Source organism: aff. Roholtiella sp. LEGE 12411, from assembly GCF_015206995.1.
Lineage (GTDB): Bacteria > Cyanobacteriota > Cyanobacteriia > Cyanobacteriales > Nostocaceae > Komarekiella.
Window position 1 is genome coordinate 1 of the sequence record NZ_JADEXR010000072.1, and the last position, 17,923, is coordinate 17,923.

At 43.2% G+C, this 17,923-nt stretch carries 19 protein-coding genes and 1 pseudogene; 11 read left to right on the forward strand and 9 right to left on the reverse strand.

Annotation, left to right across the window (positions count from 1 at the left end; translation table 11 throughout):
* Window positions 1-108: 108 nt before the first annotated feature.
* Window positions 109-648, reverse strand: a complete 540-nt coding sequence (gene fraC / locus IQ246_RS16630) for a filament integrity protein FraC (RefSeq protein WP_194004460.1) — start codon at window positions 646-648, stop codon at window positions 109-111.
* 258 nt (window positions 649-906) lie between these two features.
* Between fraC and IQ246_RS16635 the strand changes: the two genes are divergently transcribed.
* Window positions 907-2,043, forward strand: coding sequence for a cob(I)yrinic acid a,c-diamide adenosyltransferase (locus IQ246_RS16635; RefSeq protein WP_194004491.1), 1,137 nt, complete (start codon window positions 907-909; stop codon window positions 2,041-2,043).
* 63 nt (window positions 2,044-2,106) lie between these two features.
* Here the strand turns inward: IQ246_RS16635 and IQ246_RS16640 are convergent, their stop codons facing one another.
* Window positions 2,107-2,517, reverse strand: coding sequence for a hypothetical protein (locus IQ246_RS16640; RefSeq protein ID WP_194004461.1), 411 nt, complete (start codon window positions 2,515-2,517; stop codon window positions 2,107-2,109).
* A 507-nt stretch (window positions 2,518-3,024) separates the two neighbouring features.
* Here IQ246_RS16640 and IQ246_RS16645 point away from each other — a divergent pair.
* The 5 genes from IQ246_RS16645 (at window position 3,025) to IQ246_RS16665 (ending at window position 9,457) form a co-directional block, all read left to right on the forward strand.
* Window positions 3,025-3,561 carry a PadR family transcriptional regulator gene (locus IQ246_RS16645; protein WP_194004462.1) on the forward strand — a complete coding sequence of 179 codons (537 nt, stop codon included), beginning with the start codon at window positions 3,025-3,027 and terminating at the stop codon, window positions 3,559-3,561.
* A gap of 245 nt (window positions 3,562-3,806) precedes the next feature.
* On the forward strand, window positions 3,807-5,009 hold the full coding sequence (locus tag IQ246_RS16650) for a PLP-dependent aminotransferase family protein (protein WP_194004463.1): 1,203 nt from the start codon (window positions 3,807-3,809) through the stop codon (window positions 5,007-5,009).
* A gap of 356 nt (window positions 5,010-5,365) precedes the next feature.
* Window positions 5,366-6,646 (forward strand): pilus assembly protein PilB, encoded by a 1,281-nt coding sequence (locus IQ246_RS16655; protein ID WP_194004464.1) that lies wholly within the window; start codon window positions 5,366-5,368, stop codon window positions 6,644-6,646.
* Between the two features lie 199 nt (window positions 6,647-6,845).
* Entirely contained in the window at window positions 6,846-7,529 is a 684-nt protein-coding gene (locus tag IQ246_RS16660; RefSeq protein WP_194004465.1) for a Crp/Fnr family transcriptional regulator, read from the forward strand.
* 146 nt (window positions 7,530-7,675) lie between these two features.
* Complete coding sequence (locus tag IQ246_RS16665; RefSeq protein WP_194004466.1) at window positions 7,676-9,457, forward strand: M61 family metallopeptidase; 1,782 nt, start codon at window positions 7,676-7,678, stop codon at window positions 9,455-9,457.
* 186 nt (window positions 9,458-9,643) lie between these two features.
* Here IQ246_RS16665 and IQ246_RS16670 read toward each other — a convergent pair whose 3' ends face one another.
* The 3 genes from IQ246_RS16670 to pyk form a co-directional block, all read right to left on the reverse strand.
* Window positions 9,644-9,808 carry a hypothetical protein gene (locus IQ246_RS16670; RefSeq protein WP_194004467.1) on the reverse strand — a complete coding sequence of 55 codons (165 nt, stop codon included), beginning with the start codon at window positions 9,806-9,808 and terminating at the stop codon, window positions 9,644-9,646.
* A complete protein-coding gene (locus IQ246_RS16675; RefSeq protein WP_194004468.1) occupies window positions 9,780-10,058 on the reverse strand; it encodes a hypothetical protein in 279 nt (92 codons plus the stop codon). The genes IQ246_RS16670 and IQ246_RS16675 overlap by 29 nt, the downstream gene beginning before the upstream one ends.
* Before the next feature lie 130 nt (window positions 10,059-10,188).
* Entirely contained in the window at window positions 10,189-11,958 is a 1,770-nt protein-coding gene (pyk, locus tag IQ246_RS16680) for a pyruvate kinase (protein WP_194004469.1), read from the reverse strand.
* Window positions 11,959-12,411: 453 nt separating this feature from the next.
* Between pyk and crtR the strand changes: the two genes are divergently transcribed.
* From crtR to IQ246_RS30430, 4 genes and pseudogenes are all read left to right on the forward strand, one after another.
* The gene (crtR, locus tag IQ246_RS16685) at window positions 12,412-13,302 is read left to right on the forward strand and encodes a beta-carotene hydroxylase (RefSeq protein WP_194004470.1); all 891 of its coding nucleotides are present in this window, start codon (window positions 12,412-12,414) and stop codon (window positions 13,300-13,302) included.
* A gap of 205 nt (window positions 13,303-13,507) precedes the next feature.
* Window positions 13,508-13,873: a papain fold toxin domain-containing protein gene (locus IQ246_RS16690; RefSeq protein WP_194004471.1), complete on the forward strand. Its 366-nt coding sequence runs from the start codon at window positions 13,508-13,510 to the stop codon at window positions 13,871-13,873.
* Complete coding sequence (locus IQ246_RS16695) at window positions 13,866-14,231, forward strand: hypothetical protein (protein WP_194004472.1); 366 nt, start codon at window positions 13,866-13,868, stop codon at window positions 14,229-14,231. Before IQ246_RS16690 ends, IQ246_RS16695 begins: the two co-directional genes overlap by 8 nt.
* A gap of 23 nt (window positions 14,232-14,254) precedes the next feature.
* Window positions 14,255-14,374 (forward strand): annotated as a pseudogene (locus IQ246_RS30430) (RNA-guided endonuclease TnpB family protein); the annotation flags it as partial.
* A 170-nt stretch (window positions 14,375-14,544) separates the two neighbouring features.
* Here IQ246_RS30430 and aroH read toward each other — a convergent pair.
* The 4 genes from aroH to IQ246_RS16715 form a co-directional block, all read right to left on the reverse strand.
* Window positions 14,545-14,949, reverse strand: coding sequence for a chorismate mutase (gene aroH / locus IQ246_RS16700; protein ID WP_194004473.1), 405 nt, complete (start codon window positions 14,947-14,949; stop codon window positions 14,545-14,547).
* A gap of 77 nt (window positions 14,950-15,026) precedes the next feature.
* Window positions 15,027-15,848 carry a signal peptide peptidase SppA gene (sppA, locus tag IQ246_RS16705; protein ID WP_194004474.1) on the reverse strand — a complete coding sequence of 274 codons (822 nt, stop codon included), beginning with the start codon at window positions 15,846-15,848 and terminating at the stop codon, window positions 15,027-15,029.
* A gap of 477 nt (window positions 15,849-16,325) precedes the next feature.
* Window positions 16,326-16,622: a hypothetical protein gene (locus IQ246_RS16710; protein ID WP_194004475.1), complete on the reverse strand. Its 297-nt coding sequence runs from the start codon at window positions 16,620-16,622 to the stop codon at window positions 16,326-16,328.
* Between the two features lie 278 nt (window positions 16,623-16,900).
* Entirely contained in the window at window positions 16,901-17,041 is a 141-nt protein-coding gene (locus tag IQ246_RS16715) for a hypothetical protein (protein ID WP_194004476.1), read from the reverse strand.
* Between the two features lie 74 nt (window positions 17,042-17,115).
* Here IQ246_RS16715 and IQ246_RS16720 point away from each other — a divergent pair, with 74 nt between their 5' ends.
* On the forward strand, window positions 17,116-17,913 hold the full coding sequence (locus IQ246_RS16720; RefSeq protein ID WP_194004477.1) for an MlaE family lipid ABC transporter permease subunit: 798 nt from the start codon (window positions 17,116-17,118) through the stop codon (window positions 17,911-17,913).
* Window positions 17,914-17,923 lie beyond the last annotated feature (10 nt).

The following is a 17,923-nucleotide window of genomic DNA, read 5'->3' on the forward strand; positions in this document are numbered from 1 at the left end:
CCCCATGCCCCATTCCCTATTCCCCATGCCCCATTCCCTGTATCTACGAGTCAGTTCACAAATCAAATCGGATATTTAATCCTCTAACTAAAAACAATTAAGCTTTTACTATCTAGAGCTAATGAATAAAACAATGGTAATAGCACTATAACTGAGTGAATTTGCTATCAACGTAGTAGTAGCCAAATTGGTATTTTGCAATTTAGCACTACTAAAGCGGCGCCATTTACGTCGCTGAGATGTTTTATTTTCTTCTTCTCGTTGCCAAGGTTTTTCAGTTAATGATAATAGAAGAATTCTTAAAAGGAAGAATTTCATTAAAAAAGTAGCAAAGAAAATGATAAAAGCAGTTAAAATTAGAAAAGTTTGGGCACTAGACGATTTAAAGTTATTAAAAAAGACATAACTAATTAATTCGGATTTCAACTGTATTGGTAATATTGGCTCGGACAGAAAAAATATAAACCAACCAAGTACGCTGGAAAATAAGTTCATGGATATGGCATAAAACGTGCTAGTTTTTTTGTCAAATTTTAGCCGCTTGCTGAAAACATAGGCTTCTATGGGAATAGCAATCAATATAAATAGAAAGTCAAATAAAATTGCACCAATGGGAAAAATTGTAGGAATTGTCAAATTTTCCAGCATAAAGGGTCAAAGGCAAGGGTTAACTTTAGAGAGTATAACTGTGATCAGCTGATGTGCGTACAAATTGTACATTTTGCGTTAAGACTGTTATCTGTCCTGTCTTGCAAAGTTCTGAGCTAAGGCTTACTTAGCTCAGACTTTGCACTTTGTCCTTTGTAGTATAAATGACCAATGGACAAAGGACGATGCTTTAGCCCTATCTGAAAGTACATAACGTTAGGTAAGATGAAAGACTTCCACGTTATAGCTTTTCGAGAGATGACAAGGAACGGTATCGGTATTCGCACGGCGCAAGTGCGTCCTGAACGGCTCACTGGTCAAATTCACGTCTACGATGGTGTAGGGAAAGGTAAGTCCCAAGCTGCTTTAGGGGTGGTTTTGCGCTCGATCGGCTTGGGGATAAATACACCTAGCTATTCCAACCGGGTTTTATTACTACGATTTTTGAAAGGGCCAGAACGTGATTATGACGAAGATGGCGCGATCGCAGCTTTACAGCGCGGCTTTCCGCATTTAATTGACCAAGTTCGTACAGGTCGTGCCGAATTTTTTGGGCCAGAGGAAATTACCTCTTTTGACCGAACGGAAGCAGCGCGGGGTTGGGATGTAGCCAAAGGTGCGATCGCCAGCGGTTTATATTCAGTTGTAGTCTTGGATGAACTTAACCCAGTGCTGGATTTGGGTTTGCTTCCAGTAGATGAGGTGGTGCGGACATTAAAATCCAAACCCCAAGAATTAGAAATCATCGCTACCGGACGGGCTGCACCGCAACAGTTGCTCGATATTGCGGATCTACACTCAGAAATGAAACCCCAACACCACCCAACGGCAAAAGCACTCTTACTTGAGGGTATTGAAATTTATACTGGTGCTGGGAAAGGCAAGTCTACTAGCGCTTTGGGTAAGGCCTTACAAGCTATTGGTAGAGGAATCAATCATCCAGGATCTACCCGTGTATTGATTATGCAGTGGCTCAAAGGTGGTAGTGGTTATACAGAAGATGCTGCGATCGCCGCCTTGCAGCAGTCATATCCAGAAGTGGTGGATCATCAGCGTTGCGGTCGAGATGCGATCGTTTGGCGCAATTCTCGGCAAGAATTAGATTATGTAGAAGCCGAACGCGGTTGGGAAATCGCAAAAGTTGCGATCGCCTCTGGATTATACAAAACTATCATCCTCGATGAACTCAATCCCACTGTTGACTTGGAATTACTCCCCGTTGAACCTATTGTCCAAGCTTTGCTCCGCAAACCCCGCGACACCGAAATTATCATCACTGGCCGCTGCCAAAATCAGCCTGCATACTTCGACTTAGCTAGTGTTCACTCTGAGGTTTATTGCCACAAGCACTATGCCAATCAAGGTGTAGAACTCAAACGAGGGGTAGATTATTAAATTGGGAGAAATAAAAATGCACCGTAAGATGCCTTACGGTGCGCTTTCTTGATTTTGCCTAATTTATTTGGATGCAAGAAACCCTGATACCTCTGCGTGTGCCAAGATAACATCGGGTTCACGTTGGAGAGCCGCGTAGTATTTTCTTGCAAACACATTGCCTACCTCTGACGGTACAATCAGCTCGCGGGCATCTACAATCAAATTTTGAACATTTTCTGGTGATACTGGTTCATCAGCTTCGAGCATCTCATCAATTTGCACAACCAGCTCAGAAATGCGATGTAGCCAAGCAAATTGTTCATGGTTGATGACGAGTTGGAGAAGTTCTCTACTCGATACTCGTCCCTGAACTTGTTCGTAGGCGATGCGTTCTGTCTCAAGCAACACCTTGTGAAGACGTAGGAATTTGTTTCGTAAATTACGTAGATGTTGATGCTGATGTATTCTTTGTAGAAGTGTATTAGAAGTCAATGGAACCCATCCTCTGGTTACGATAGTTTTCAATGGCTTGAATAATTTATGCTTCGATATTTATTACAAATAGACCGTAGCGAATAACTGATTCGTTAAGTGGTACATTAGCGATGAGCGGCACATTTATTAGTGGTGATTTTGTATCTGAATAGATTTGCGACCATCGCTTCCTCACCGTTTTGTGTCAACAGCAACATCTCCCACATATTTCTTAGCTTCGCCAAATCAGCCTTTCTCATCAAGCAAATATATAAAGGCTTTATCAAAGTACATCTTCAGTAGTGTTGAGTACTGTTAGCGGTAGCGGGGTGTAGCCCGTGCTGAGTAGGAACCAGTGGGTTGTAGAGTGGGCATTGCAATGTCTACCTTACCATGATCTCAGTACTCAATACTCAACATGACTTTGTTACATAGTCCCCATATATGATTACTCATATATTAACATAAGGCTATATCAGAAATAACAGATGTAGTTTCCACTACGTTATTTTCGGAAAACCGCCTATGTCTTTAACACACACAATTCTAGGTCTGCTTCAGCAAGAAGAGATGACCGGTTACGACCTAAAAACAAGTTGCTTTGATCAATGCATTGCTCACTTGTGGACTGCCGACCAGGCACAGATTTACAGAACCCTCGATAAGCTATTTGAGCGAGGTTGGATTACTTATACCGTCAAAATTCAACGCGATCGCCCTAATCGCAAAGTCTATAGTATGACTGAAACAGGAACAGCCGAATTAATCCGGTGGCTTCAATGCCCTCAGCCCTTACCAACAGTACGAGAACCTTTGCTTGTTCAGTTATTTTTTGCAGCACAGTTACCTAATCAGGCCATTATTCAATTGCTAGAACAGCAGCTAGCGGCACGCAACGAAAAGCTGGTTGTATGTGAAAATATTGAGTTACCCGTATTGGGTGATCAGTTTGCAAGTCGTGAGCAGATTATGCAAAGGCTTGTACTAGAGTTAGTAATTCAAAAAGAACAAACTTACATTGATTGGTTGAAGATAGCTATTGATGTCCTTTGCCACCAGTAAGCTTTTCTTACTTTAATTTAATTTAGATATGGCAGTTGCCACATAGATTAGGACATCAACTGATCATCAAACTCTGATAACAAGCGAAAAGTAGGAGCGGCGGCTTCCGCGGATCTGAACTTTTCAAGGCAGAGACCTTCAAGGCTATTCCCTATTCCCTATTCCCCGCTATAAATATGCGTTATGGCTGTCAAGAGTTCTGAATTGCAGATATCCGCGTCAAACTAGAATACAACTCGCTCCCCATGACTTCCACTACTCCTGCTTACCAAATTGCTGATTTGTTTGCTGAACGAGCCAGAAACCTAACACCACCAACTTATGGTGCAGAGTTAACCAAAATTGTCACCGTCAGTTTTGCCTATGGTTTAGCTGACCCAATTCTTTTTCCCCACGCTGATTTAGCTGCTGCAAGTGCCACTGTGCTGGCACAAGAGGCTCCAACTGCTCTCAACTACGGCCCACCCTCAGATCAACTGTATGAGCAGATCATCCTGCGCTTGCGAGCTAAGGGGATCTGTGCCGATCGCGATCGCGTTGTAATTGGCTATGGTTCTAGTCAAATCCTGGGTTTGCTACCAGATGTGTTTGTCGAGCCTGGTGATGTGGTAATTGTCGAAGAACCAACCTTTCTAGGGGTGGTTAACAGATTCGCTAATGCTGGCGCACACCTGATCAGTATTCCTGTTGATGAGTTAGGGATGGATGTGGATGTGCTGGAAGCAACCTTGATTGATTTAAAGAAACGGAGCATCCGACCCCGATTTATTTACACTATTCCAACCTTTCACAATCCCACAGGTGCTACTATGCCCCTGTTTCGGCGCAAAAAGCTGGTAGCATTGGCAGCAGAGTATGGCGTGCTGGTTGTAGAAGACGATGCCTACACCGATTTGCGCTTTCGAGGAGAAGTTGTACCCCCCCTGGCAACTCTGAGTGACGAAGGGTGGGTGTTATACGTGAGTACCTTCTCAAAAATTATCGCTCCCGGTATACGGCTAGGATGGGCTTGTGGCGATCCAGCAATCATTGAGCGGCTAGCAATGTTCAAAAGTGAGGGGCCTGTTGGGCCGTTTGTTAGCCATGTGGTTGCCCGCTACTGTGCTACAGGCAAACTAGATAATCACATCCAAGATTTAATCGCCTGCTACCAGCATAAATGTAATCTGATGTTGGAGGCGATCGCTCACGAGTTTCCTACTGATGTAGTTGCCTTGCGACCCGATGGCGGCTTTTTCCTTTGGTGTAAATTGCCACCCGATATCAGTGCTAGTACACTCCTAATGGCTGCTAGTGAACACGGCGTTACCTTCCTACCAGGTACTCGCTGTTATGCCAATGGACAAGGGGATGATGCCATCAGGCTGGCTTTCAGCTTTCAGCCAACTGAGAAAATTGTCGAAGGGATTGCAACTTTGGGATCTGTATTGCGTGAACTGCGCCAGTGATATGAGGTATAGACACGATTATACTTTTACGAGAAGCCCCATGCCCCATGTCTCATGCCCCATGCCCCATGCCCCATGCCTTTGTGGATGCAGTTTTTCATCTACTTATGTATAGTTTTATGTGTAGTTATGGCAGTACTCGTTTAAATAAAATACAACGAGGTGACGGGAAAGTATATCCTGTAGCTCATACTTATCAGTATTCAAGTTTTTGATACAGGTAAATTGTGTATTCATCTCCATCAGGAATTGAAATAGTTTAATTTTTAACAACTCAACGAAGTATCTTTATTAACAGCCTACTAAATTAAAGGCAAGATATACAATATAAGCTCAAACACCAAGTAATCATACTTATGTTGTCTTCAGAGGGCAAACTAACTCATACCACAGCAATTATGAAGCAAGCATTAACCACAACTCAAAGTAAGTGGGAACAAGGAAGCGATAGTTTAAGAAAGTTGGTGAGCGATCGCCAGCAGATATTCCAGCTAATTGATAGTTTCTTGTCATTTGAAGCTTGCCTATACCACCAGATTTTGCCTTTTGAATTAAAAGATCACAACCTCTTACTGGGTATGGTTCATCCACAAGACAGTGAGGCTTTAGATTATGTTGAGCGCATTTTGTCTTATATCAATTGCTCGATGGTAACTGAGGCGATCGCATCTGACACTCACCGCATAATACTGTCAGCCTACCTCAACCACAAAAATACATCCCTGCTAGAAGCAAAACCAGCAGACTCTTCCGCAAAAAATAGTACAGCTACAATTGCTGACAAATCTATTACCGTCACATCTAACGACTCTGAATCACATCAGCCACCGATATTGATGATGCCTCAGACACCAAATCCTAAACATTCTTGGCAACGAGTAGATTTACCCCCAATCCCAGCTCTTCCAATCTCAGACTTCAATAATTTGTCTAAAATTACCAACTTCTTGCTCCCTAACAATAGCAAGCAAGAAGAGAACACTTCTGAGGCAGCACGGCTAAAAAATTTACCTATTTTGCCAGCGCAAGTTCCCGATTTCTTTAGCTCTATTGCAGTGCTGCCAACACTACCACCCAAAAAATTACTGGAAGAATTACTAGGGCGAATTCTGGCTGGGGGAATTGGGCGGCTGTATTTAGAAAGACAACCTTATGAAGGCAAGATACTGTGGAGCAACAATGGAGTATTACAGTCTGTTTTAGACAAACTGCCGCTCTCTGTTTTCCAAGGAGTACTCAATGAATTAAAGCGGTTTGTTTCCTTGCCTGTTAGTACAGTTGCAGAACCAAAACAGGTAGAGAAAGAATGCGTGTATCAACAAAAGCGTTTGTTATTACGCTTGCGAATCATGCCGGGAATTTACGGCGAAGAGGCTACGCTACAAGTGTTACGAGGAGCAGCATTAAAGTTTTATCAACAACAACAGTTGATGCGTCTTGGTCGCGATGTCTTGGGAATTTCTCAGCAACTAAGCTTCAAATTGCATGAACTACAAGAACGGCTTCTCTTGAATCCCAGCCTTGACTTTCAGCAATTAGAGGCTTTAGTTGCCTTAAATCAACTCGTGGAAAACTTAGACCAACAAATCAAAATACTGTCACTGGATAGCAGCGCAACAACAATCAGCAAATCATAGCTCTGTCAGTGAAACCGCTGATTTCGATCCCATACATAGTTGTTATTTTGTAATGGAACGCTAGAGCGACTGACCTTAGAGGTTTAGATAAAATATGTGCAAATTTAGCACCCGTGTTCTACACAAGATTACGGTTTAAACAAACTTATAGTAGCAAAGTTAGTCTTCCGCTCTTGAATCCATTTCTTGCAAATATTTCATGCAGACTGAGGTTTTTAGTGAACTTTTCCCCTTAATGAGTACAGCCAATCCACAGACGCTGGAATGGCTACTCAACGTTGCAATTGAACATGAGTACCCATCTGGGCGAGCCGTTGTGATGGAAGATGCCTGGGGTAACGCCGTTTACTTAGTAGTTTCTGGTTGGGTCAAAGTCCGGCGCACATCAGGGGAAGATTCAGTAGCTCTGGCAATTTTTGGTCGGGGCGATTTTTTTGGAGAAATGGCGATTTTGGATGAATCTCCCCGTTCAACCGATGTCATTGCCCTTTCACCTGTAAAATTGCTGAGCATTTCTAGAGAGCGCTTTATTCAAATATTGTTCAAAGACCCACAGTTACATCACCGTATGCTGCAACTAATGGTGCGGCGATTGCGGCAAATAAACCTGCGTTTGCAAATGCGGTCTTCACCACCAGCAGTCAAACTTGCCTATACCTTAGTGACTTTAAGCGATAGCTATGGTCAAGAATCAAATTTAGGAAGGGAAATTTTTAACATTCCCTTCAAAGATTTAGCAGAGGTGACAGAAATCGGTGTTGAAGAAACCACCAAAATCATGGAAAAGCTCCACGAAAAAGGGTGGATTAAAATTGACAGCGCCAACAACGTCATTTATCTTGTGAATTTTAAACAGTTGATGAATTTGGCTGGTAAAGTCTGATTAGTACTGAGTCCTGTTAGCGGTAGCGGGGCATTTAGCTCGTGCTGAGTATTGAGTGTTGCGTCAACAGTCCACAGTTTTTGACTATTGACTAATGACTGTTGACTAATGACTATTAACTAATAACTCAGAACTCAGCACTCAAGATGACTGAAGCAACAGCACCTCGTTCCAACACCCACATCCAACAAACTGGGCCGACGATTCATTACCAGGTAGCGATGCCCTCACCAGAAACTCATCTGTTTGAGGTGACTTTGAGCCTTGAGGATTACCCCTCACCAATTCTGGATTTAAAATTGCCAGTATGGACACCCGGCTCCTATTTAGTCCGGGAATACGCCAAGAACTTACAAGAATTTACAGTTTTTAGAGGGAATGAGCCTTTACCTTGGCGGAAGATCAGTAAGAATCACTGGCAGGTAGAGAAAAGTGGGGTTTCAGAATTAACTGTGCGTTACCGTATTTTCGCGAATGAGTTATCGGTACGGACAAATCATTTAGATACTACCCATGCCTATTTCAACGGTGCGGCACTATTTTTTAGAATACCTGGTTGGGAGAAACAACCCATTCGCCTTACCATCGTGCCACCACACCCGGAATGGCAAATAACTACTGCTTTACCACGAGTTGATCAGGAGGCGAATACTTTCCTGGCTAGCGATTTTGACACACTTGTGGATAGCCCGTTTGAGATTGGTAGCCACCAGTTTTATCAATTTGAAGTGTTGGGAAAACCCCACGAACTGGCAATCTGGGGACAGGGTAACTTCGACGCCCAGCGGATGATTGCTGATATCCAGAAAATTGTCCAGGTGGAAGCGCAAATATTTAGCGGTTTGCCATATAAACGATACGTATTTATACTACATTTATTTAGCCAAGCTTTTGGTGGCTTGGAGCATAAAAACTCTTGCTCCTTGATTTACCAGCGTTTTGGGTTTCGCGCTCAGGATAAGTACGATCGCTTTCTTCAATTAGTGGCACATGAGTTGTTTCACTTGTGGAATATCAAGCGAATTCGCCCAAAAGCACTAGAGGTTTTTGATTACGACCAGGAAAATTACACACCATCTTTATGGTTTTGTGAGGGGACTACTAGTTATTACGACTTGCTAATTCCTTTGCGGGCAGGAATTTATGATGCTGAGTCGTATTTAAATAATCTGGGCAAGGAAATTACCAGATATGAAACGACACCAGGGCGCAAGGTACAACCTGTTGCTGAGTCGAGTTTTGATGCCTGGATTAAACTCTATCGTCCAGATGCCAATAGCGGCAATTCCCAAATCTCCTACTATTTGAAAGGAGAAATGGTGTCGTTGTTGCTGGATCTACTGATTCGTTCTACTCATGAAAATCAGCGTTCTCTCGATGATGTCATGCAGAAAATGTGGCAGCAATTTGGGCAAGCTGAAATTGGCTATACCCCCGAACAGTTGCAGGAAGTTATAGAATCTGTAGCGGGAATCGATTTGACTGATTTCTTTAAACGCTATATTGAAGGCACTGACGATTTGCCCTTTAATCAGTATCTAGAACCGTTTGGCTTGCAGTTAATAGCTGAGCAAGATGAAGAACCTTACTTGGGTGTGAAAACAAATGCTGAGAATGGCCGGGAGATAATTAAGTTTGTTGAGGCGGGTTCACCTGCACAAGTAGAGGGAATTGACGCAGGTGATGAACTGCTGGCAATTAATGGGATTAAGGTAACAGTGAGTAGCTTAAGCGATCGCCTCAAAGATTACCAACCAACCGATACCATCCAAGTCACAGTTTTCCACCAAGACGAACTGCGTACTTATTCCATTACCCTCGCGTCACCACGTCCCACTCGATATCAGGTAAAACCTGTTGAGCGTCCTAACTCCACACAGCAGAAAAACTTTGCTGGATGGCTGGGGGTAGCGATCGCAACTGTTTAATTTAGGGAATTGGGCATTGGCTTTCCTGACTTTTCACGCTATCTAGAAAACCTCTCTCTAAATCTCTCTCCTAGAAGGAGAGAGACTTTGAATTTTCCCCCGTTAGAGCATCGGCAATGGGGTTAGGGGGTTAGTTTCTTCGTGGCTTTTTCCAGATGATCTGAATTGTAAGCTGTTATTCAATGCCTATTCACTATCTTTAAACCTTTGCCTGACAGCGTTGCGAATGGTTTTAAACGTATTATCTTGAATCACATCTTCAGAGGTATCTGTACCGTCGATGTTATATTTGCCATAGTAAACACCAATTGGAAAATACGTCTTACGAAATTGGTGCGCCGATAGTCCCATCGTTGGCAACTTCCGGTACAGATTTTGCCTCTTCAATTGATTGCTTGATTCTGGCAATAATAACTAAATCAGAGGCGTTAATCAGACCATCTAGCGTTTCTGGGGCAATAAAACTGCCGCTTTGTCGATATACGGGAATGCCGTTAATCCGTTCTTGAACATTACTAAGTGTAGGTGGCTTGGCTATGGATGGGGTCGCTAGTCCTATAAAACCAACACAAAATACAAACAACAGTAGTTTAGTTTTCATTAATTTCCCCATGATAAATTGCACTTAGTCATGGAATAGACATTCATATTCCTAGTTGCAATATCTGAGTTGGGCATTGAGCATGACTTAATTTCCTTGTCCTCGAATCCCCAGTCCCCAGTTCCCAGTCTTAAGGTGTTCCCACCGCCCCAGAGTAAACTAAACCTCGTTGCAGATCCAGCGTCAGAATCGCCCCATCTCGAATTACTTGCGTCGCCTGTTTCACACCCACAATCACTGGTACACCAAGACGCAAACCAATCACGGCTGCGTGACTTGTGAGACTCTCATCTTCAGTAATAATCCCAGCAGCTTTGCGAATCACCTCTACAAAATCGGCATTAGTGCGGGAGGCAACTAAAATATCTCCGGGATTAAAGTTACTCACATCCATGCTAGTTTGAGCCACCCGTGCGCGACCACTCACCGAACCTTGCCCCAGACCAATTCCGTGACCTAACACTGCCGTTACCACCTCAACTTTAATCAAATCTGTTGAACCAGAAATTCCTTGGAGTGTGCCGGCAGTCATCACTACCAAATCACCCTCAGACAGTAACTGATTTTCCTGAGCTACGTTGATAGCAGCTTGAAACGTCTGACCTGTGGAAGGTAGCCCCAGCACTAACAAGGGTTTCACTCCCCACACCATCTGTAGCTGGCGTGCCACATTCACATGTGGTGTCACGGCCAAAATTGGTGTCTGAGGACGGAACTTGGAAACATTGCGAGCGGTTGCGCCTGTTTGTGTAAGGGTCATGATTGCTGCTGCGCCCAGTTGCTCGGCAATTTGACCTACAGCTTGACTAATAGCATTGGGAATTGAACGCCTAGTATCTTTTAAAGAGCGTAAGTTTGAGTTTTGGGATTCCTCTTGCTCCATGCGCTCGGCAATACGTGCCATTGTTGCTACTGCTTCCACTGGGTAGCTACCGACAGCAGTTTCATTAGAAAGCATCACTGCATCTGTGCCATCTAAAATTGCATTTGCTACATCCGACACTTCGGCGCGAGTGGGGCGCGGGTTGCTCACCATACTGTCTAACATCTGGGTAGCTGTAATGATCGGAATCCCTAAGCGATTTGCAGTGGCAATCAGTCGCTTTTGTAACACTGGGACATCCTCGGCTGGCAGTTCCACACCCAAGTCGCCTCTAGCAACCATCACACCATCACACAAAGCCAGAACTGCCTCCATTTGTTCAATGGCTTCATGCTTTTCAATTTTGGCAATCACTGGCACTTGTTTGCCTGTGCTAGAAATTAGCTCTTTAATTTCGATCATATCCAGCGGATTGCGGACGAAAGACAGTGCTATCCAATCTACACCTTGGTCTAGACCAAACATTAGATCTTCGCGGTCTTTGTCGGTCATTGCCTTAATCGATAAGTAAACTCCCGGAAAGTTTACGCCTTTGTTGTTAGAAAGTTTACCGGGCACGGTGATGCGACAATGCAAATCACCCTTGTCACGGTTAATTTCTTCCACCAACATTTCTACTCGCCCATCATCGAGGAGGATTTTTGCCCCAACAGGAACTTCTTCGGCCAAATAATCGTAGGTAACGCAGCTAATTTCCTCTGTGCCGATCACTGGACGATTGGTCAAGGTGAAGCGATCGCCTTTTGCCACGATGATATAACCGTTTTCAAACTTACCTAAGCGAATTTTTGGCCCTTGCAAGTCTTGGAGAATAGCTACTGGCTGATTTAGTTCAAAAGCCGTTTGCCGAATTAAGCGAATATTACGTTGATGATCAGCATGAGTTCCGTGAGAAAAGTTTAGCCGTAGTGTCGTTGCTCCCGCTTCAATGATCGCCTTGAGCATTTCTGGACTGCTAGTGGCGGGGCCTATAGTAGCGACAATTTTTGTTCGGCGAAGAGAATCTCTTAATTGCATATTATATTGCATAGGGGCTGAAGTTAGGGAGCTATCTAGGAAGTCATCGTAACTTTAAGTGGCATCTCCTTTTCAGTCACTGCTATATCAACGATTTAAGCAGTTAGAGAGGGGAGTGGGGGAGTGGAGGAGTGGGGGAGTGGAGGAGTGGGAGAGGTAAGTGAACAATTCAATTACTCTTGTCTGTTTATCCTTTGCCCTGATCTTCCCCTTTTTTCTAGGAACTGTGAGATAAGCTAGATATCTTAGGATATTGGCAAAGGCAGGTTTCTCCCACTAAGTTTGGCACTTGTCATATCCCATCAATCAGCAAAGACTTAAGTCTCGTCTGGAATCATAACGTTATTCACCCGCTGATTATGCAAAGCAGAGATAAATATTGCTATATAAAACTTTATTATTTCCTAGTCTTTGTCGTATATTCGTAATGCTTTGATAAAAAAGGAGTTAACAATGCTCACGTCGGAGGCAAAAAAGCCACTGACTATCCCGCCCAAGGAGTTTTTAGCGCCTCCCGGTGATTTCAATCCAACGCTGCTGCTGTTTTTAGCAGTTGTAGCGATGCTGGTGTTATCTAACTTTGGTTACTGGCTTTGGCAATGGCCACACTGGCTGTGCTTTAGTGTTAACACTATTGCATTGCATTGTAGTGGGACGGTAATTCACGATGCTTGTCACCAATCCGCCCATCGCAATCGGGTGATTAACGCGATGTTAGGGCATGGCAGTGCACTGATGCTAGCTTTTGCCTTTCCGGTGTTTACGCGGGTACATTTACAGCACCATGGACACGTTAATCATCCCAAGGACGACCCAGATCATTATGTTTCTACGGGTGGCCCGCTATGGTTGATTGCGGTGAGGTTTTTGTACCACGAGGTGTTTTTCTTTCAACGACGACTGTGGCGTAAATATGAACTACTGGAATGGTTCGTCAGCCGTTTGATTGTATGTGTAATTGTTTATATCTCAGTGCAGTACCACTTTTTGGGTTACATTCTCAATTTTTGGTTTATACCAACATTTGTGGTAGGGATAACACTGGGATTATTTTTTGATTATTTACCTCATCGTCCCTTTGCGGAGCGCGATCGCTGGAAAAATGCTCGCGTCTACCCTCACCCAATTCTGAATATTCTAATTTTAGGACAGAACTACCACTTAGTTCATCATTTATGGCCTTCTGTTCCCTGGTATAATTACCAGCCTACCTATTATCTGATGAAGCCACTTTTAGATGAAAAAGGCTGTTATCAAACTTCAGGATTACTACAAAAAAAAGACTTTTTTGAGTTCGTTTACGACATCTTTTTAGGAATTCGGTTTGAGCATCATAAAGAATAGAGTTGTTGCATAAAGCGATGCCTAGGTTGGGCTGCGCCAACACGTCAAAATTCTTTGATATCAACAACCACACCCGGAGCGATCGTATATTTAGCATCTGTGCGACAGACTACCTTCCGATCTTAGCTCTGGTCGTCTCGGAAATCTCAGCATATATTCCCTTGTCACCTTGCAGAGCGCGATCGCTGCCGGACAAAACTAGATCATGACCAAGGCTAGCCTTCATAGTCAACTGAGCGCGATCGCTGAACAGTTCCCGATTTTTGAGTGTGTTCCCTGTGCCATCGCCTTGCGCCAATTCCTCATTGATCAAAACATTTCTGGCAAACAGGTTAGCCTCTTTACAGGTAGCACAGAAGACCCCTTCTGCAACATCTATCATGAACGCCTCCAACAAAACATCTCCATTAACGGACGACATGAAGCGATCGCCGTTGAAATTGATGGACAAGAACTCAAAGGAATTTCCAGAGTAGATTGGATTAATAACCTATACTGCCCTGCCCAAGATTTAGGCGGCAATTTCCAAATCACCGAAACCGAATTTTCAGCTAGAGAGATAGATGGTTGATTTGTATGACCTAATCCACAATATACGGAAACGTCCTGCCATGTATTTGGGACGAGCTTCCATATCCAACCTCCGCACTTTTCTGGCAGGTTACTGTTTTGCCCGTCGCCAGATAGGAATCCCTCAAACATCACAAGAACAGCAATTTTCCAAATTTCAAACTTGGATTCAGCAGAAATTCAATCTGACTTCCAATCAGACTTGGGATCAGATTATTCTATTTTTCTCTCAAGATGAACACACTGCCTTAGAGCAGTTTTTCAAACTGTTTGACGAATTCATCCAAACAGAACATCTCGGAGAGCTTCAACCGAATACAACGAATAACTTGATAGTGGTTTCAGGGACTCAAGAGTGAAAAAGACCACTCTAGAAGCCAAATATATACCAGAATTACGGGATAACCCAGACTATTAGTCACAAAAGAAAACGCTACCACAACTTAAAAAAACTCATCCTTGGTACAGCGAAATTTACTCGCAGGTGCTACAGGATATATTGATGGCTTCGTCAAACCCAGAGTAGAGCCTCATCCTTAATATCACAGTAACTTAACACTGAACATCAACAGATAAAACTCAAGTTAACGCCCTCACCAACAACATCCGTTTCACCACGCAAGGCAATATGTACTTTAATTTACATGTATTTATCTAAATAATTTACACTTTTCACCTAACTGCTTGCTGTGATGCTTGCAACGACTGGGGTAAACTCCAGTCTGGACGTAAATTTGCGGCGTTACGCAAATAAATATGGTGAATTGGGGCGGAGGCTGGCAAGTAGGCGTGGACTAACAACCGAATGCAGCGCTCTAAGCTGCCTTGGACATGCATTTGTTGCACATCCAACATTGCCACATTATCCCAATCAGGACGCGTTCTGGCGATCGCAGCTGGAAAAATAGCATCCAAATCGCGTGTTACTGAGAAAGTAACACTAATAATCTCTGTTGGCTGAAGTTGATTCCGGTTTTCTAGTTCATCTAGTAGTTCTGTCACCACCTCTCGGATTGCTTCATCGGTATTTTCTGAAACGGTTGTTGCTCCACGAATAGCCCGCATTTGCCACTCCACGCCAAAATCCTCCTTACATTTAGTTATTAGTCATTAGTCAAAGGAAAAAAGACAAATGACTAATGACAAACAAACATTTATGGTCTATATAACCATAAGGGTAAACCGCTGGTAGACATTTCAAATTCCAGCCAATCAATACCAGCCCCAATTCCTGATGAAACCTGACGACTTCCCGGTAGGATACGACTCAACAAAGGTTTTCGTTCTTCTAGGGTGTGGCACAGTGTTTTTTCCGGGTCAAGATCCACGAGTTCTGCTGTCCAGCGACGTGCATCTTCCTCTGTTCCTAGACGGTCTATAACACCCAACTCTAAGGCTTGCTGTCCAGTAAAAATCCGACCATCGGCGAAACTTTTAACAGTTTCTACTCCCAAAGAACGCGCCTCGGCTACAGTTTGCACAAACTGCTGATAACTTATGTCAATCAACTCTTGTAGGATATTTTCTTCTGGTTCAGTCAGTTCCCGGTCGAAAGCTAAAATATCTTTGTAAGGGCCAGACTTAATCACCTTGAAAGAAACACCGATTTTTTCTAGCAAGCGTTCTAAGTTATTTCCACGCAGAATCACACCAATACTACCTGTAATCGTACCGGGGTTAGCCATGATGTGTTCGGCTCCCATACCAATGTAGACGCCTCCAGAAGCTGAAATATTGCCAAAGCTGGCAACGATTTTAATTTTTTCGCGCAAACGTTTAAGAGCGCTGTAGATTTCTTGGGAGTCTCCTACTGTACCGCCCGGACTATCGATGCGTAGCAGTAGTGCTGGAAACTTTTTTTCTTCTACAGTTTTTAGGGCTTCTAACACGCGTTTGCGAGTAGCACTGGCGATCGCACCAGTAATTTCAATCCGCGCAATTTGTTTACGAAACTTGGGCTTAAACGGCCAAACCATGAGTGTTAAAATACCTCGTAATAAACTCAATATAAAATGCCCAGAGGTCAGACTACCTGCTTTGCTTTGTTAAGAAACATGAGCAGGCATTATCCCAATCAGCATTTTAATGAATTTTTATGTTTTATTATCTTCGTAAATGCCAATCAAGTCATAGAACATCGTGGCTAAAACAAAATGCTAAGCCATAGCTTAGTGTCCAGCGCTATAGTGTAACACACCTTAATTTAGATATTGCAGTTTAATAAATGTGTCAGCCTGAATAAATTCCCTAGTCGTTAGTAACTAATAACTAATAATTCATCGCTACTTAATAAGTATTTGATTCATATTTCGATATTTAATTTAATTAATAAAAAGTTATTCAGCAGTCACAATCCCTCACAGGTGAGAACTGTTAACACTTATACTTTTGAAAATATCACTTTTTCATTTATTTTGCAGTCCATGAGCAATTCACGAGACTGATTTTAGTACTTAGGAATCTATGCGTAAAATTTGACATCGATAATAAGCGTACATATCAAACAGTGCTCCAACGAAACTACAGGTCAAACTAATCACAAATAGTCCGCGTAGGGAAGTGCCACTGCCAAAGGTAGCGAGAAAATGTAATATCTGAGTTGCGATCGCTTCAGTCAAACCTTCTAAGCCAGGAAAGCAACCTATGAGGGATAGAAGGAGCAATACACCCCCAACTAGGAACATGGGAGCAACAAAACTGAAAATGATCGTTAGCAACAGTGAGCGGAGAAAGTTGGTAAAAATGGTCATTTCGGGCAAGCTCCGTGAGTAAAGATGACAATAGCTAGATAGAGTTATGTCATTTTCTACAATACGTGCGATCGCTTCGGAGCAGACAAACTGTCAAAAATCTTAAGTTTTCATTAAAAGAAATGGCAAGCTGTTGCACCAAATGCTGGGGACATTGAAAAGACCCGAAATCTACAAAACCCATGAAAAATCAAGGTTAGAGTCAAAGCAGTCATTATTTATTGCGTCAAAGCACACTAGAAAACAGCTTAATTTTCTGAGAAGAGCTTTAAACTAAGTTAATATTTCACCCTGCAATCAGGCAAGAGGGCAAAGGGGCAAAGGGGCAAAGGAGCAAAGATAGCAGGACAAGTAGGGGGAGAAAAACTATTGACCAATGCCCAATGCCCAATGCCCAATGCCCAATGCCCAATGCCCAATGCCCAATGCCCTATTCCCTATTTTCAACGACTTTCGCTATTCTTAAGGCAGTTACCGAGTTAGCTATAGAACATTGAGCGAGACTACATCCAAATTCAGTTTAGGAGAATGGAGTCAGCGTTTGCTGGCAGCGATTTTTTTAGGTGGACAAGTAATAGTTCACCTACTAAGGGGCAAAATCCATCGACGTAATACTCTAGACCAAATGGCAGCAGTTGGGCCAGATTCTTTGTTTATTGCCCTCTTAACGGCTATTTTTGTGGGCGCGGTGTTTACCATTCAGGTGGCGCGAGAATTTATCAACTTTGGGGCTGGTAATATCGTTGGTGGTGTGCTGTCCGTAGCATTGACACGAGAACTCACACCCGTGTTGACAGCAGTGATTTTGGCGGGGCGAGTTGGTTCCGCTTTTGCAGCGGAAATCGGCACAATGCGAGTAACAGAACAAATCGATGCCATGTTGATGTTGAAAACTGACCCTATTGATTATCTAGTTATTCCCCGTGTAATTGCTTGCTGCTTAATGCTGCCAATTTTAACCCTTCTGTCTTTGGTAACAGGGATGTTGGGAGGATTGATAATTGCAACGAATATCTACAACCTCTCTGAAACAGTATTTTTAGACTCAGCTCGTAACTTTCTCGGCATCTGGGATATTTTTAGCGCCATGATTAAAGCGTGCTGCTTCGGTATTTTAATTGCCGTAATTGGTTGCAGCTGGGGTTTGACGACAACAGGAGGAGCCAAAGGAGTGGGACAATCAACTACAACAGCTGTTGTTACCGCCTTGCTAATCATATTTATTAGCAACTTCTTTCTTTCTTGGTTAATGTTTCAGGGGGCTGGCAGTGCATTTATACCAGAATTCTAGTTGCTGCGCG

Coding starts and splice junctions, on each gene's coding strand:
- fraC (WP_194004460.1), bottom strand. CDS start 648: ATGCTGGAAAATTTGACAATTCCTACAATTTTTCCCATTGGTGCAATT.
- IQ246_RS16635 (WP_194004491.1), top strand. CDS start 907: ATGACAAGGAACGGTATCGGTATTCGCACGGCGCAAGTGCGTCCTGAA.
- IQ246_RS16645 (WP_194004462.1), top strand. CDS start 3,025: ATGTCTTTAACACACACAATTCTAGGTCTGCTTCAGCAAGAAGAGATG.
- IQ246_RS16650 (WP_194004463.1), top strand. CDS start 3,807: ATGACTTCCACTACTCCTGCTTACCAAATTGCTGATTTGTTTGCTGAA.
- IQ246_RS16655 (WP_194004464.1), top strand. CDS start 5,366: ATGTTGTCTTCAGAGGGCAAACTAACTCATACCACAGCAATTATGAAG.
- IQ246_RS16660 (WP_194004465.1), top strand. CDS start 6,846: ATGCAGACTGAGGTTTTTAGTGAACTTTTCCCCTTAATGAGTACAGCC.
- IQ246_RS16665 (WP_194004466.1), top strand. CDS start 7,676: ATGACTGAAGCAACAGCACCTCGTTCCAACACCCACATCCAACAAACT.
- IQ246_RS16670 (WP_194004467.1), bottom strand. CDS start 9,808: ATGGGACTATCGGCGCACCAATTTCGTAAGACGTATTTTCCAATTGGT.
- IQ246_RS16675 (WP_194004468.1), bottom strand. CDS start 10,058: ATGAAAACTAAACTACTGTTGTTTGTATTTTGTGTTGGTTTTATAGGA.
- pyk (WP_194004469.1), bottom strand. CDS start 11,958: ATGCAATTAAGAGATTCTCTTCGCCGAACAAAAATTGTCGCTACTATA.
- crtR (WP_194004470.1), top strand. CDS start 12,412: ATGCTCACGTCGGAGGCAAAAAAGCCACTGACTATCCCGCCCAAGGAG.
- IQ246_RS16690 (WP_194004471.1), top strand. CDS start 13,508: ATGACCAAGGCTAGCCTTCATAGTCAACTGAGCGCGATCGCTGAACAG.
- IQ246_RS16695 (WP_194004472.1), top strand. CDS start 13,866: ATGGTTGATTTGTATGACCTAATCCACAATATACGGAAACGTCCTGCC.
- sppA (WP_194004474.1), bottom strand. CDS start 15,848: ATGGTTTGGCCGTTTAAGCCCAAGTTTCGTAAACAAATTGCGCGGATT.
- IQ246_RS16710 (WP_194004475.1), bottom strand. CDS start 16,622: ATGACCATTTTTACCAACTTTCTCCGCTCACTGTTGCTAACGATCATT.